A 15668-nucleotide genomic window follows, 5' to 3' on the forward strand; every position below is an offset into this window, starting at 1 on the left:
GCAGAGCTTGCATCCTCTTCAACTCCTTGATTACAAAGCTAATGAAAACCTTTAATAAAATAAAAAAATTCTCTGGATATTTGGATTACAACATAGAAGAAACTGTTTTTTGTTTTAAAGTAATTGTATTGATTATCAGTTTGTTTCTGTAAGACTTGGTGAATCGGTAGGGAAGTGTTTTTGTTTGGCTTCTATTTTTGTATGATAGTTGATTTTTTGGTTTGTCCACCAATAATATCCATTTGTCTACCTCTGTTTTAACCAGAATCGCTTACCTTTGAAAATACTATAAAAACAACTAATTATTTATTAAAGATTTCCCGACTATGAAAAATAACGAAAACATACTCATCAGTGTCGTAGGCAGTATTTGCCGGATTCGATTTCCTTCATCTTATTATATAATTAAGGTGTATAGATAGAAGACTTATGTTTTTCAGAACTGCCGGTGATGGTATTTGCGAAGAGATTTTATACAGGCAAGGAAGAGTTTTATTTATTGATAATTTAATACCATTGAAAAATGAGAAAACAATTGATTTTTTCCGCAATGCTTGGCTTGTGTGCCTTGGGAGGTACAGCGGTATATGCTGCACCCTCTATGGCTGCTGTGACACAATCACAGACTATTAAGGTGAAAGGTCAGGTTGTTGACGAACAAGGCATGCCCTTGTTGGGAGCTACGATTATGATTAAAGATGGAAAAGGAGGGACAACTGCCGATTTGGACGGCAATTTTGAATTGGACGTTCCGGGTAATGCTGTTCTTGTAGTTAGTTTTGTGGGGTATAAAAGCCGAGAGGTTGCTGTCCGTAACCGGGCAATCCTTGATCCAATCCAATTGGATCCGGACGATCAGATGCTGGAGCAGGTTGTCGTTGTAGGTTACGGTACGCAGAAGAAAGCCGACTTGACCGGCTCTGTAGCCGTAGTGAATGCAGAGGAATTGAAGCGTACATCCAATTCCAACATTTCTACCATGCTGGAAGGTAAGGTTGCCGGTGTGCAGATTACTTCCGACGGTCAGCCGGGTGCCGACCCTACCGTACGTATTCGTGGTATCGGTTCTTTTGGTAGTACGGCTCCGCTGTATGTCATTGATGGTGTGCCTATGGGAACGTCTATCCGTGACTTCTCTGCCAATGATATTGAGACAATCCAAGTGTTGAAAGATGCATCTGCTGCCGCTATCTACGGTTCGCGTGCAGCCAACGGTGTGATTATCATTACCACGAAGCGCGGTCAGAAAGACCAGCCCTTGAAGGTGGATTACAATGGCTATTTCGGTGTGGACTATATTCCTTCGGGGGTTTACGACGTGATGAATGCCGACCAGTACAGCCAGTATTTGGGGCAGGCGGCTTCCAATTCCAATACGCCGTTGCCGGGTGGATACCTTGTCGATAATGCGACAGGTACTTATCATTTTATGGATGATACAGATACAGATTGGTTTGACGAAGTGTTCAAGACGGGTATCCGCCAAAATCACAATGTGAACCTGTCGGGTGGTGGTGCCAATAATACCTATAACGTAGCGTTGGATTACTATAGCCAGAAAGGAACACTGGAAGGAGCCGGACCGAACTTCGAACGTTTCACCGCGCGTGTCAACAACACCATGGATACCAAGTTCATCAAATTCCAGACCAGTATAGTATATTCACATTCCGACCAGGATAACATGGCATTGTCTAATGCGAACGAGTATGTGCAAGGATTGTATGGTGACGTGAGCAACGTGTTACGTTCCACTTTGCTGATGCAGCCTACCATCATGGCTTACGACCCGTCTACTTGGGTGCTCGATGGTCAGGTAGGAGCTGCCAACGGCTATAATTACGATGCTTACGGCTATGGTGTTTATTACGATAATATCCATGGTGATATTTCGGCTTCTAACCCGTTGCTGGTCAACAACCTGTTGCAGCGCAATACGCGTGTAGACCGTTTCGTGGGTACAGGATCTGCCGATGTGGACTTGCTCAAGATGCTGGGCATCGAAAGCAAGAATCACAAGCTGAATTACCGCATCAACCTGTCTTACAGCAAGACGCACTGCTCAGACTTCACGTGGATTCCTGCATGGATACAGAGTAACCGTGTGTATTTGGCAAAGAGCAACGAGCGCTTGGAAAAAGCTTCGCGTGACTATTCTACTGCATTGATTGAAAACATCTTGACCTACGATGGTACCTTTGGCAAACACCATCTGAATATCGTTGCCGGTCAGACGTATGAAGAAGAACATACCAATACATTGAACGGTTGGGGACTTAACTACACTGAACCTTATTTCCTCCAGCTGCAGAACGGTGCGAACACCTATTCTTCCAGTTACGACTACAAGCATGCCATCTTCTCTTACATTGGCCGTGTCAACTACAACTTCGATGACCGTTACTTGTTCTCGGCTACGGTTCGTCGGGATGCCAGCTCGCGCTTGTCAAAGGGCATTCGTTGGGGTACCTTCCCTTCTGTTTCTATTGGTTGGCGCTTCGATAAGGAAAGTTTCTTCCCCTTTAACCCGAACGTTGTGAACTTGTTTAAGATTCGTGCAAGCTACGGTGAATTGGGTAACGAGAACATCGGTGAATATATGTATCAGGCGGTGATGTCACGTAACAATATGACATATAGCTTCAATAACTCTGCCGTGACCGGTTCTGCCGTTTCTACCTTCGTGGACAACAACCTGTCTTGGGAAAAGAAGAAAACTTACAACGTAGGTATCGACCTCGCTTTCTTCAACAATCGCTTAGAGTTCACCGCCGAATGGTATAAAAATACCAACCAAGACTTGCTGTATAGTGTTCCTGTACCCGAACAGGCAGGTGTATCGAATACGACCGTTACGATGAATGCCGCCTCGATGGACAACTCCGGTTTTGAGTTCGCTGCTACCTACCGCAACCGCGACCATGCGTTCAAATATGAAATATCGGCCAACCTTAGTACGCTGAAAAATAAAGTCACTTCGTTAGGTTTTACGGATGAAGCCTATATTAGTGGAGCTTATATTACGGAGGTAGGTGAAGAAATCGGTAAATTCTATGGATGGAGATACGAAGGCATTGCCCGTACACAAGCAGACCTTGACAACCATGCTACCCAGCAAGGTGCCCAAGTGGGCGATTGCCTGTATGAGGATGTCAGCGGTCCCGACGGCACTCCCGACGGTGTAATCAATGAATACGACCAAGTGGTATTGGGCAGCGGTCTGCCTAAAATCAACTTCGGCTTGAATTTCCGTTTCGAATACAAGAACTTTGACCTGAGCATTGCTACCTTTGGTGCCTTGAACTACCACGTGGCTGATGACATTTACAACTCGCTTAACTCTTGCTATGGCTATGGCAACAAGGATGTAGCGATACTGGATGCCAACCGTTGGAGTGAAGACGGTTCTACTTATATTTCGAATGTACCGCGTACCTACATAACAAACAGTGCGACTTACGCATGGAACGACTTGTTCAGCGAACGTAAGATTCAGAACGCCGCTTATTGGAAGATTGCCAATATCGAGTTGGGTTATAACTTCCCCGACAAGTGGTTCGGCAAATATGTATCAGATGTCCGCCTCTATGTGTCGGCACAAAACGTCCACACGTTTACCGGTTACAAAGGATACAATGTAGACTATGCTGGAGGTACCTTTACTCCGGGTTATAACTTCTGTTCGTTCCCGACGGCACGTACCTTTATGTGTGGCCTTCATTTCTCATTCTAATTCTAACTGCTAAAAACATTATTGTATGAAACTATTAAAATATTCACTTGCTTTCCTGTTTGGAGTCGGAACACTGACTTCGTGCATGGATAATTTGGATGTGGTGAATCCCAACCAACAAACTACTGCTACTTTCGGCAATACAGTCGATGACTTGGAGGAGTGTGTGATTGCTGCCTATAACCACATGCGTATGGAAGGGTCGTATGCCCGTGTAGGCTATACCATCGACGCGTGCCGTGGCGATGAAGTGTGGAACTCTTCGCAAGTATGGTACATGGAATTTGACGACTTTACCGTACTGGTTACAGGTGATATTGCCTGGTGGCCCTGGCGTGAGTGGTACTACACCATCAACGTATGCAACTTTATCCTTTCCCGCGTAGGCGAAGATAACAGCCAGCTTTCGGAAAACCTGAGACGCATCAAAGGGCAAGCGCTCTTTATCCGCGGATTGTCTTACTATAACTTGGCAGGCTATTACCAAAACCCGCCTCTGATTACAAGTTATGATACCTACTCTTCACTGGACGGACTTTACGGTACCAATAGCACCTACGATGAAGTGCTCGACCAAGTGGAAGCCGATTTCCAACAGGCTATGGAATTATTGCCTTCGCGTGATACAGGCGGTGAATGGGCTGGCGGTCGTGCCACTTGTGGTTCAGCGGCTGGTTTTTATGCCCGTACGCTGATGGTGCGTCACAAGTTTAGCGAAGCGCTTACGGTGCTGGAAGACATTATCAGCGGTCGCTATGGTACGTATCGGTTGATGGATAACTATGGCGATAACTTCCGCGAAGGCTCTGCATACGAAAACAACGAAGAAAGCTTGTTCGAAATCCAATTCTTGGATTATGCCTCGCAGGGCACCGATGACGAATGGACACCGGTAAATACCAGTCCCAATGCTACGCAAGGTTCGGCTATCGAAAGTAACTTTGCTCCGGGTGATTTCGGTGGATGGGCCGACCTTTCGGCTACCAACTGGCTGTACGACCTCTTCAAGAGCGAACGTACAATAAATGGTACGCTTGACCCACGTCTCTATTGGACCCTGGGTACCTATGAAGCCGATTGGGAAGGTTTCGAATATGGTAACGTAGCCTATACACAACCTATTACGGCTTCCGATACCATCCGTACCAATAACAGTTACGGCGGTATTCCTGTCGCTAAATACACCAACCTCCGTACCGGTCTGTATAGCACAGTGGTTACAGGTTTGCACGATGGTATCAATGTCCGCCTGATGCGTTATTCGGATGTATTGCTTCGTGCCGCAGAATGCGAGAATGAAGTGAACGGGCCTACCCAGCGTGCCATTAACTGGATTAATGAAGTACGCGGTCGTGTGGATTTACCCGATTTGCAACTTGCTGATTTCAATACAGCCGATAAGCTTTTTGAGCAGATTGCCAATGTAGAGCGTCCGAAAGAATTCGGTTGCGAGTATGGTCGTGGTTTTGACCTTATCCGTTGGGGCTTCTTCTACGATGCAGGCCGTTTGCAGCAGATGAAGGAACACTCTGTAGTCCGCATTACGAATGATCCGGGCAAAGTGATGCTTCCGGTTGACTATAGCAACATTGGTTCTGACCCGGAATTGAAGAGTGGATTCGATACCTACGTACAGGGACATGAATTCTTGCCTATCCAGCAGACGTTGACCAACAAAAATCCGAGCCTGCAAGGTAACTCGGCTAACTACAGTACGGACAACTCTTCTTACTTCCGTGACAACGGTTGGACGGTACGTCCGGTTGTGGACTTAAATAATTGACAATTGATAATTGACAATTAGCAAAATAAAAACGGGTGCTCTCCCGGCTGCTTAGGGTGGGAGAGGCCTTAATCAATTACTAATTTTATATTATAAGACCATGAAACATTTCAATAAAATAGCAACCGTTTGCGGCTCTTTTGTCTTGGGATTGCTGGCATTGGCCGGTTGTGAAGACGAACACTTTTATGAGGTGGACTCGCCCGATTGGCTTTCCGAAAAGGTGGATTCTATAGCCAATTCGCAAAATTCCGGCGATGAAGAACTGGAAGGTATGATGGAAGATGTGTATACTATCGGAAGTACAGATTACAGTACAGGCTGGTGGACTGTTTTCTCTAAGTATTATGTAATCCCCGATGGTCAGAAGTGGAATGCAGTGTTCAACCTGAATATTAATCCTGACGCATCGAATACGTATAAGAATTTTGCATTAATCATTTGCAATGATGTTGATCGTGAAGGCGAAGGCTATTTGGAATATGGGGCAATACGCTACGATAATCAGCCTTCGGGAAACTCCGAATGGGGAGATTATATCGACCGCTCTTACGTTCAAAGTACGCTCACTTTCGAGACCGATACTGATGAAGGTATAGCCCAATTGGGTGGAAGGGTAACACTTACTGTTGACCGTTCTGTCGAGGGAGCATTCAGTGTCAGAATGACCAATGGTACAGTTACCAAGACTTATAACCAACCGATTGCTCTTGTGAATCTGAATGCTGATGAAAGCAATACCAATATCCGCTGTTACTTGGTGCCTGAAGGTTCTTACATCAATTTCTTGCAGACCAATATTGAACCTATCGGCGGCCTTACTTCTGCTGATGATAAGAATCCCGTATCGATGGAATTGCAAGGTGTGCCCGAAATTGTCAATATCGGTACGCCACTCGACTCTGTAATAGCTAATGTATCGGCCGTTGTTACCTTTGAAGAAGGGGTAACGGCTACTGTAGCTTCTTCCGAACTAACCTTCTCGGTTATTCCTGATATGGAAACACCGGGTATAAAGAACTTGGTTGCAGCTTATAACAAGACCCAACAAGGTGAAAACTGTGACCAGCCGGTTATCGCAAGTGCTACATTTGAATTGGTAGAACAAATAGCTTCCATTGAAGTGACCACGCAACCTTCCCGTACTACCTATTATTATTATACTTCGGCAGCAACCGAAGGAATGACAGACCGTACGTTAGCCTTTGACCCTACTGGCATGGAAGTGACAGCAACTTATGTAAGTGGAGGAACAGGAACGATTGATAACTCAAGACTGACATTCTCTACAGTTCCGGCTACAGTAGGTACGCATACCGTTACCATTACTGCTGACGAAGGAGTGACTGCTACGGTAGAGGTTACCGTTGCCGAATCTGCAGTGTCAGAAGTAACAAATAGTACGGCTATCGTAGGAGCAGAAGATAATTCAACTGCTTTCTGGGGTGCATTCTCTGATGACTTCAACGTGCCTTCAGGCGAAACTAAATCGATTACGTTCACAAATTACAGCAGCTTGGCTGGCAACTGGAACAACTATGTAGTAGTTCTTCGTAAGACTGATACGACTGTAGAATATGGAGTTGTCCGTGCTGATAACTATGGTTGGGGTGCCGGATATGATGGAAACACCAATCTCCGTCTCAGTGGCGGTCAACCCGACTGGGCTGCTTGGCTTGCTACCATGAACGGTGCAGAAGTTACGGTTTATGTAACCAACTGTGGCAATGGTACTGCCGATGTTCAGGCTATCATGAACGGAACAGATGGCACAACTTCTATCCAATATTATTTGGGTATCACTACCATCGATCCTGAAGACTTGAACTTTGCGCTGACGGTAGACGGAAGCCATCTTGTTTTTGGTGAATAATTTTTCATTTCCTTATTCTATTCATGCCGTCCCCTCTAATAGGGGGATGGCATGATTTTTAAACTTGACACACATGAAAAAGTTATCATTAATTTGGATATCTTTGTTGGCCGTCTTTACATTCGTAGGCTGTTCGGATGACAACGAAGTAGAATACAATCAAAGTAGCGATGTAACTGTAGCTGTACCGGAAGTAACCGCAAGTACAGGCACTTCGCTGACTGTAGCTTCCTCGGTAACCGGTAATACAGGAAGCATTGTCCGGAGGGGGTTCTGTTACAGTGCCAATTCGCAGGCTCCTACTGTCAATGACAATATGGTAGAAGCAGACGAAAATTTCAGTGCCACCATTTCAGGCTTGATGGGCAATACCACTTATTATATTCGCGCATTCGTATATGGCAACAGCCGTTACACCTACTCGGATGCGCTGGAAGCTACCACCGAAAGCCAGCCCATCGACGAACAGCTTGCGAACTATGTAGCTCCCGCTTATGAGGATAACTATACCAGCATCGCTGACTGGACGAACCGTAGCCGCTGGAACCTGAGCAATGTGCATGACCCTTCTGTGGTGCTTGCAGAAGACGGGTATTATTACATGTATCAGACTGATGCTTCGTATGGCAACGCTCATATGGCAGGTGGGCATTTCCATGGACGCCGTTCGCAAAACTTGGTAGATTGGGAATACTTGGGAGGTACGATGCAGAGCCTGCCCGATTGGGTTATCCTGAAACTGAATGAGATCCGTGCAGCTATGGGATTGGAACCGACTACAGCCGATGAGGCTGACTTCGGCTATTGGGCACCTTGCGTACGGAAAGTGCGGAACGGATTGTATCGTATGTATTATTCCATTGTCTGTCCCGGTACGTTAAGCGGTGACGGAACATGGAGCGAACGTGCATTCATCGGCTTGATGGAGAATTCCAATCCGGCAAACAACGACGGTTGGGAAGACAAGGGCTATGTCATTACCAATGCTTCGGATAAGGGATTGGACTTCAATGTCCCGGCAACCGATTGGGCAAACTGCTATTATAAATGGAACGCTATCGACCCCAGCTATATCATTGACAATGACGGACGCCACTACATGGCATACGGTTCTTGGCATAGCGGCATCGCACTGGTAGAACTTGACGAAGCAACGGGCAAGGTAAAGGCTGAATTGCCTGATCCGTGGGGTACGGATGCAGACATCGCTGCATACGGACAACTGATAGCTACCCGCCAGATGGGTAATCGCTGGCAAGGTTCAGAAGGTCCGGAACTGATTTATCACGATGGGTATTATTACCTGTTCCTGGCATACGATGCATTGGAGGTGCCCTACAATACCCGTGTAGTGCGTTCCACGAATATTGCAGGTCCTTATGTGGGCATGGACGGTACGGATGTGACAACCGTTGGAGGCGAAGCTTTCCCGATATTGACTCATCCGTATAAGTTCAATGGCAACGATGGCTGGGTAGGTATTTCGCATTGCTGTGTGTTCGATGATGGTGAAGGCAACTGGTATTTCGCTTCGCAAGGCAGATTCCCTGTAGATGTACCGGGAATCAATGCTTCCAATGCCATTATGATGGGGCAGGTGCGTTGCATACGATGGACCGAAGATGGCTGGCCGGTAGTGATGCCTGAACGTTACGGTGCCGTGCCGCAGGTGGAGATTACTGAAAGCGAGCTGATAGGTAATTGGGAGAACATCGATTTGTCATACGCTTATGGAGAACAGAAGACTTCAGCCACGATGACCCTTGCCGCAGACCATACCGTAACTGCAGGCGACTGGGAAGGAGCTACGTGGACGTATGACAGCAGCAAGCGTATCCTGACGTTGGATAATGGGGTAGAACTTTACTTGCAGCGTGAAACCGATTGGGAGGCATCCCCCAGAACCCATACTATCGTTTATGCCGGCTATGGTGATGATTATAAAACTTACTGGGGTAAAAAAAGCAAGTGATATATTCGGAAATAAGCGGCATGGTGTGTGAGCATGCCTGCCGGAAGATGAAGAAGCTGTCTCGATAATGAATTGGGGCAGCTTTCTTTGTATCTTTAAGAAACATTTACCGCGTGATAATTTGGCAGTAAGTCTGGCAAGATTAATAATCTTCAGGCTGTAAGATTATTAATCTTCACGCCGTAAGATTATTAATCTTACAGTGTGCTTTTGCACTCAAGGCAAACAAGGAAAGATAGAAAATTTTTTGTGCCGGAGTGCTCGGCTTGCAGCTTCCGTATCTGTATACCTTTGGATAAGGGCAGGTGCGGAAGCTTTTTTGTTTGGTCGGTTTTGCCTTGCCAATCATCTGTAAAAGAAAAAAATACCTAAATTCTTTGTGGGTTCGGATAAAAGCCGTACCTTTGCAAGCCGATTATTATCAAATAGTATAATTTAAAATCTGATACCTTCTTTTTTCTTTTGTCCGGGAAAGGAGGAGCGTGGAGGATAGTTTTTTAGTAGTTAACATTTTAAAACCAATTTAAGAGTGGATACTTTAAGTTACAAGACCATTTCTGCAAACAAGGCTACTGTGAACAAAGAGTGGGTCATAGTAGATGCTACCGATCAGGTTGTAGGCCGTCTCGGTGCTAAAGTTGCGAAACTTTTGAGAGGTAAGTACAAACCGAACTTTACCCCTCACGTAGATTGTGGCGATAATGTGATTATCATTAACGCAAGTAAAGTGAAATTTACAGGTAACAAATGGACTGACAAGATTTACCTGAGCTATACAGGTTATCCGGGTGGTCAGCGTGAAATTACTCCGGCTCGTTTGATGCAGAAGCCTAACGGTGCAGAAAAACTGATGAAACGTACTGTAAAAGGTATGCTCCCCAAGAACCGTCTGGGTGCCAAACTGTTGGGTAATCTGTATGTGTATGAAGGTGCTGAGCACAAGCATGAAGCTCAGTCTCCGAAGTTAATCGATATTAATTCACTTAAATAATCAAGCATGGAAGTAGTAAATGCATTAGGCAGACGTAAAAGCGCAGTTGCTCGTGTTTTCGTTAGCGAAGGTACAGGAAAGATTACTATTAACAAGAGAGACCTTGCACAGTACTTTCCATCTCCTATTCTGCAATATGTAGTAAAACAGCCGTTGAATAAATTGGAAGTGGCTGAAAAATATGATATCAAAGTAAATCTGAACGGTGGTGGTTTTACTGGACAGTCTCAGGCTTTGCGTCTGGCTATCGCCCGCGCATTGGTGAAAATCAATCCGGAAGACAAGAAGGCACTTCGTGCAGAAGGTTTCATGACTCGTGATTCACGTGAGGTTGAACGTAAGAAACCGGGTCGTCCGAAAGCACGCCGCAGATTCCAGTTCAGTAAACGTTAATTTGAGTTCTTAGTTTTTAAGTTTGTTAGTTCTTTAGTTTATAAGGCTTGTATGGAGGCTTAAACTCACAAAACTTAAAATCTTAAAAACTCAAAAACTTAAAAAGGCGTTTAGTATCTAAACTGTCTGGACTCTTCCTGCAAGGGGTTTGTGGAGAGACTACCCGGCAGTTGGTTCATTACAAACAAAAAAGAAAGTAAACGATTAAACAATTAAAACATGTCAAGAGTAAATTTTGATACTTTATTGGAGGCTGGTTGCCACTTCGGACACTTGAAAAGAAAGTGGAACCCTGCAATGGCTCCTTATATCTTTATGGAACGCAACGGAATACATATCATCGACCTGAACAAAACCGTTGCCAAAGTTGACGAAGCTGCTGAAGCTTTGAAACAAATTGCAAAATCAGGAAAGAAGATCCTGTTCGTTGCTACTAAGAAACAAGCAAAACAGATTGTAGCAGAAAAAGCTGCATCTGTAAACATGCCTTACGTTATCGAGCGTTGGCCGGGCGGTATGCTGACCAACTTCCCTACTATCCGCAAGGCTGTAAAGAAAATGGCTACTATTGATAAGCTTACCAACGACGGTACATATGCAAACCTTTCGAAGAGAGAAATCCTTCAGATTTCACGTCAGCGTGCCAAATTGGAAAAGAACCTGGGTTCTATCGCTGACTTGACTCGTCTGCCGTCTGCATTGTTCGTGATTGACGTGATGAAAGAAAACATCGCTGTCCGCGAAGCAAATCGTTTGGGTATTCCTGTATTTGGTATCGTAGATACTAATTCAGATCCGAACAATGTGGATTATGTAATCCCTGCTAATGACGATGCAACAAAATCTATCGAAGTGATTCTTGATGCTTGCTGCGGTGCCATGGCTGAAGGTTTGGAAGAAAGAAAAGCTGAAAAGGTAGATATGGAAGCTGCCGGTGAAAATGCTCCGAAAGCTCCGAAGAAGAAAGCTGCCAAGGCTCGTATGGACAAGGCTGAGCAAGATGCCATCAATGCATCAAAGGCTGCTGCGTTCATCTCTAAGGAAGACGAAGAAGCTTAAATATAATTTTTAATTGAGAGTTGAGAGTTGAAAGTTGAGAGTTACTAAATAAAGCGATTCTCAATTCTCTGTTCTCAGCTCTCAATTTGCATTAGAACGATTATTATTCATTTAAATAAAACAAGATTATTATGGCTGTAAGTATGGCTGATATCACCAAGCTCCGTAAAATGACAGGAGCTGGTATGATGGACTGTAAAAACGCTTTAACAGAATCTGAAGGCGATTTCGATAAAGCAATGGAAATTATCCGTAAAAAAGGACAGGCAGTAGCTGCAAAACGTTCTGACCGTGAAACTTCAGAAGGTTGTGTACTGGCTAAGTCTACCGGTGATTATGCTGCAATGATTGCCTTGAAATGTGAAACCGACTTCGTTGCCAAGAATGCTGATTTCGTAGCATTGACTCAGGCTATTCTGGATGCTGCTATTGCAAACAAATGCCAGACTTTGGATGAAGTGAAAGCTTTGCCGATGGGTAATGGTACGATTGCAGATGCAGTGGTAGAACGCAGTGGTGTGACTGGCGAAAAGACCGAGTTGGATGGTTACAATTTCGTATCGGGTGCTTGTACTGCCGTTTACAATCACATGAACAAGAACCAGCTTTGTACAATCGTTGCTTTCAACAAAGTATGCGATGCACAGGTGGCTCACGAAATCTGCATGCAGATTGCAGCTATGAACCCGATTGCTATTGATGAAGACGGCGTTCCCGAAGCTGTGAAACAAGAAGAAATCAACGTAGCTGTTGAAAAGACAAAGGCTGAACAAGTGCAGAAAGCGGTAGATGCAGCTTTGAAGAAAGCCGGTATCAATCCGGCTCACGTAGACAGTGAAGAGCACATGGAAAGCAACATGGCTAAGGGTTGGATTACAGCCGAAGATGTAGCCAAAGCAAAAGAAATCAAAGCGACAGTTGCTGCCGAGAAATCTGCCAACTTGCCTCAGGCTATGATTGAAAATATTGCGAAAGGCCGTTTGGGCAAATTCTTGAAAGAAGTTTGCTTGCTGAAGCAAGAAAGCATCATGGACCCGAAAAAGACGGTTGCAGAAGTATTGAAAGCTGCAGATCCGGAATTGGTGGTAACAGAATTCAAACGCTTCACTTTGCGTGCTGAATAATTGTTGTAGTTAAAGATTTTAAGAGCTGTCTTCAATATTTGAGAGGGCAGCTCTTTTTTATTTGCGGAATCTGTTTCTATATTCTTGTCGATGGAATCTCATCGGGTATAAGGATTTGTCCGTCGTTTCATTTCATTTTGCACACTTACTTATGATTGCATAGGAAAAGGCAATTAATCATTTAGCCAGTCCTATATTACTGGGATTGCAGTTTTGATGCGTCAGGATTGCAGTCCTATATCTATTAGGACTGCAGTCCTAGCATATTAGGATTATGCGAGGACTGGTATGCATCTTGCTACGCAACCGGCTTATGCAGGAAAAGCAAATGGTAAGGTGAGGGTATTATTTCCGTATCCTCGGCAAATTTTTATCAAATAAGCTGTTTTTGAATTTATCGTCCAAAGCACGCACGAAAACGGATACATCAAGCCAAGAAAAACTTTTTGTCGAAATTCAAAACAGTTTCTTGGCCTTCTTTCTTTACCGCATTCTATTCTGTTTCTTTTTCTGCTAATTGTTTCCGGTATTGTTTGGGAGAAACTCCAATGTAGCGCTTTACGTATTTCCCGAAGAAAGACATGTTGGGGAAGTCCAGCTCGTTGACGATTTCCTTGATGCTTTTTTCCGATTTCTTCAGCAGATAGAGCACGTCTTTGATGACGTATTGGTTGATGATGTCGGAAGCGGTTTCTCCGGATATCTCCTTGCATACGGCAGAGAGGTATTTGGGCGTGACGTGCAGTTTGTCGGCATAAACCGCTACCATCCGCGGCTTGGGATACGATGAGACAAGCAGGTGCAGGAACTCTTTGAACAGCCGTTCGCTGGAAGAATAGGTAGGCGTTGTGAATTTCCCGAAGCGTTCCATGGCGTCATGAAATTCGTAAAGGAATGCTTGTATCAGTGAGTCGACGATTTCTTTTTGATGGCGTAGCGGAATGCCCGTCAGTTTCGAACGGAGCAAGTCATAATACTGGCGAAACATGTCGGCTTCTTCGGGTTTTAGCGTGAGGATGGGGTTCTGTTCCAGGTATTTCAGGATATCCCAGCTGTTGTTCGAAATTACTGCAAGCTGGCTGATGTATTCTGGCGACATGCAGATGCAGCGGAACTGTACGTCTGCACTGACCATACTTTTTTCCAATATGATGTTGGGGTGGCAGATGAGCAGGTCGTATTCGTTCATCGTATAGGCTTCGCCGTTGATGTAGAGCGAGGCTCTCCCTTTGATGCAGAGGGCAGCTATGATGAATTCTACTCTGACGGCATTGGTTTGGCCTAATGTATGTAAGTCATCGATAAGGGCGAGCCGGTTGTCGCAATAGGTAGCGATGTGTTCTTTCGCTACTGTGTTCAGATTTCCTTGTGTGATATCCATGTTCTTATTTTCTTTTGTTTGCTGTGGCAAAATAAGTCATTATTTCTTGAAAAGACCTGATTCCAATCTCTTGAAGACTGTTCTGTTTGTCTTATTTGGCTGTATTGTTGGAAAATAGAACATTTATCAAGGAAAATAAAGCCATGTAATTTGGACTAAACTTGTTTCCTTTGCGCAGAATTTTAAAACAGTAACTATGGACAAAAAGGTTATTTTGCCGGTGTGCGCCGCTGTACTCTTGCTTGCAGGATGCGGTCAGGAAGAACAGCAGAAGACGCAAGATGTGGTTAAGGTAAAAACAATGCAGGTCGCTCCGGCGGCGATTGAAGGCACGCGTTGCTTTTCGGGTACGGTAGAAGAAACGGCAGGCACGCCGCTCAGCTTTTCGGTAATGGGAACGGTAGAAGCTGTTCATTTCCGGTTGGGTGACCGGATAGGGAAGGGGCAGCTTCTGGCTTCGGTAGACCCAACGTCGATGCAGAGCAGTTATGATGCGGCAAAAGCCACGCTGGTGCAGGCGGAAGATGCCTATCGGCGTATGAAAGAACTGCACGACAAAGGCAGTTTGCCCGAGATACAGTGGGTAGAGGTGCAGAGCAAACTCCAGCAGGCACGCTCGATGGAAGAAGTGGCGCAGAAGAACTTGAAGGACTGTAAGCTGTACGCACCCTTTAGCGGTGTGATAGCTGATAAGTCGGTAGAGGTAGGGCAGAACGTAGTGCCCGGCATGGCAGTGGGTAAGTTGGTGGGAGTGAGCCAGCTGAAAGTGAAGATAGCGGTGCCCGAAGCCGAGATAGGCAGCATCGCCTTGCGCCAGCAGGCGGTCATCAAAGTGCCTGCGCTGGGAGATAAGGTGTTCGCAAGTGTGGTGAGCGAGAAAGGCATTGTTGCCAATCCGATGTCGCGCTCTTACGAAGTGAAGCTGGATGTGACGGATACAGATGGTTCTCTGATGCCGGGCATGGTAGCAGAAGTCAGTCTGGCGGGTGGAAACGCAGGAGCACAGGTGGTGATACCGGCACGTATCGTGCAACTTGATGAACAGAACTGTTCGTTCGTATGGGTAGACAATCAAGGTGTTGCAGAAAAGCGGGTGATTGCCTGCGGCGGTTTTTCCGGAAACGGGGTCATTGTCACTTCCGGGCTGAATGCCGGCGACCGCATCATTGTGGAAGGCCAGCAGAAGGTATGCAACGGAACAATTATAAATGAAGAATGAAGAACGAAGAATGAAGAATATGCTGTTTTCATTCTTAGAAGCTGTTTTGAATTTATCGTGCGATGATTTGGGATGAGTTTTTGAGGCATTTTCGCTTCTGTGATGAGGAAGATAGCGGGCTATCTGACGAAGAACAGGAG

At 45.3% G+C, this 15668-nt stretch carries 10 protein-coding genes; 9 read left to right on the forward strand and 1 reads right to left on the reverse strand.

What is annotated here, in order from left to right; all coding sequences use genetic code 11:
• Positions 1 to 523 precede the first annotated feature (523 nt).
• From B5F71_RS15745 to tsf, 8 genes are all read left to right on the forward strand, one after another.
• Positions 524 to 3733 (forward strand): TonB-dependent receptor, encoded by a 3210-nt coding sequence (locus B5F71_RS15745; protein ID WP_087212139.1) that lies wholly within the window; start codon positions 524 to 526, stop codon positions 3731 to 3733.
• A 25-nt stretch (positions 3734 to 3758) separates the two neighbouring features.
• A complete protein-coding gene (locus B5F71_RS15750) occupies positions 3759 to 5516 on the forward strand; it encodes a RagB/SusD family nutrient uptake outer membrane protein (protein WP_087212142.1) in 1758 nt (585 codons plus the stop codon).
• Between the two features lie 100 nt (positions 5517 to 5616).
• Complete coding sequence (locus B5F71_RS15755) at positions 5617 to 7389, forward strand: hypothetical protein (RefSeq protein WP_087212145.1); 1773 nt, start codon at positions 5617 to 5619, stop codon at positions 7387 to 7389.
• A 73-nt stretch (positions 7390 to 7462) separates the two neighbouring features.
• Positions 7463 to 9361 carry an arabinan endo-1,5-alpha-L-arabinosidase gene (locus tag B5F71_RS15760; protein WP_087212149.1) on the forward strand — a complete coding sequence of 633 codons (1899 nt, stop codon included), beginning with the start codon at positions 7463 to 7465 and terminating at the stop codon, positions 9359 to 9361.
• A 529-nt stretch (positions 9362 to 9890) separates the two neighbouring features.
• Entirely contained in the window at positions 9891 to 10352 is a 462-nt protein-coding gene (gene rplM, locus B5F71_RS15765) for a 50S ribosomal protein L13 (RefSeq protein WP_022039235.1), read from the forward strand.
• A gap of 6 nt (positions 10353 to 10358) precedes the next feature.
• Positions 10359 to 10745 carry a 30S ribosomal protein S9 gene (gene rpsI / locus B5F71_RS15770; protein ID WP_087212153.1) on the forward strand — a complete coding sequence of 129 codons (387 nt, stop codon included), beginning with the start codon at positions 10359 to 10361 and terminating at the stop codon, positions 10743 to 10745.
• A 219-nt stretch (positions 10746 to 10964) separates the two neighbouring features.
• Positions 10965 to 11804 carry a 30S ribosomal protein S2 gene (gene rpsB / locus B5F71_RS15775; RefSeq protein WP_087212155.1) on the forward strand — a complete coding sequence of 280 codons (840 nt, stop codon included), beginning with the start codon at positions 10965 to 10967 and terminating at the stop codon, positions 11802 to 11804.
• Between the two features lie 131 nt (positions 11805 to 11935).
• On the forward strand, positions 11936 to 12928 hold the full coding sequence (tsf, locus tag B5F71_RS15780; protein ID WP_087212158.1) for a translation elongation factor Ts: 993 nt from the start codon (positions 11936 to 11938) through the stop codon (positions 12926 to 12928).
• A 493-nt stretch (positions 12929 to 13421) separates the two neighbouring features.
• On the opposite strand, the gene B5F71_RS15785 is transcribed toward tsf, so the two are convergent.
• Positions 13422 to 14309, reverse strand: a complete 888-nt coding sequence (locus B5F71_RS15785; RefSeq protein WP_087212161.1) for a helix-turn-helix domain-containing protein — start codon at positions 14307 to 14309, stop codon at positions 13422 to 13424.
• A 196-nt stretch (positions 14310 to 14505) separates the two neighbouring features.
• Between B5F71_RS15785 and B5F71_RS15790 the strand changes: the two genes are divergently transcribed.
• Positions 14506 to 15528 (forward strand): efflux RND transporter periplasmic adaptor subunit, encoded by a 1023-nt coding sequence (locus B5F71_RS15790; RefSeq protein ID WP_087212164.1) that lies wholly within the window; start codon positions 14506 to 14508, stop codon positions 15526 to 15528.
• Positions 15529 to 15668 lie beyond the last annotated feature (140 nt).

The sequence above is a fragment of the Bacteroides sp. An269 genome (genome assembly GCF_002159755.1).
GTDB lineage: Bacteria > Bacteroidota > Bacteroidia > Bacteroidales > Bacteroidaceae > Phocaeicola > Phocaeicola intestinalis.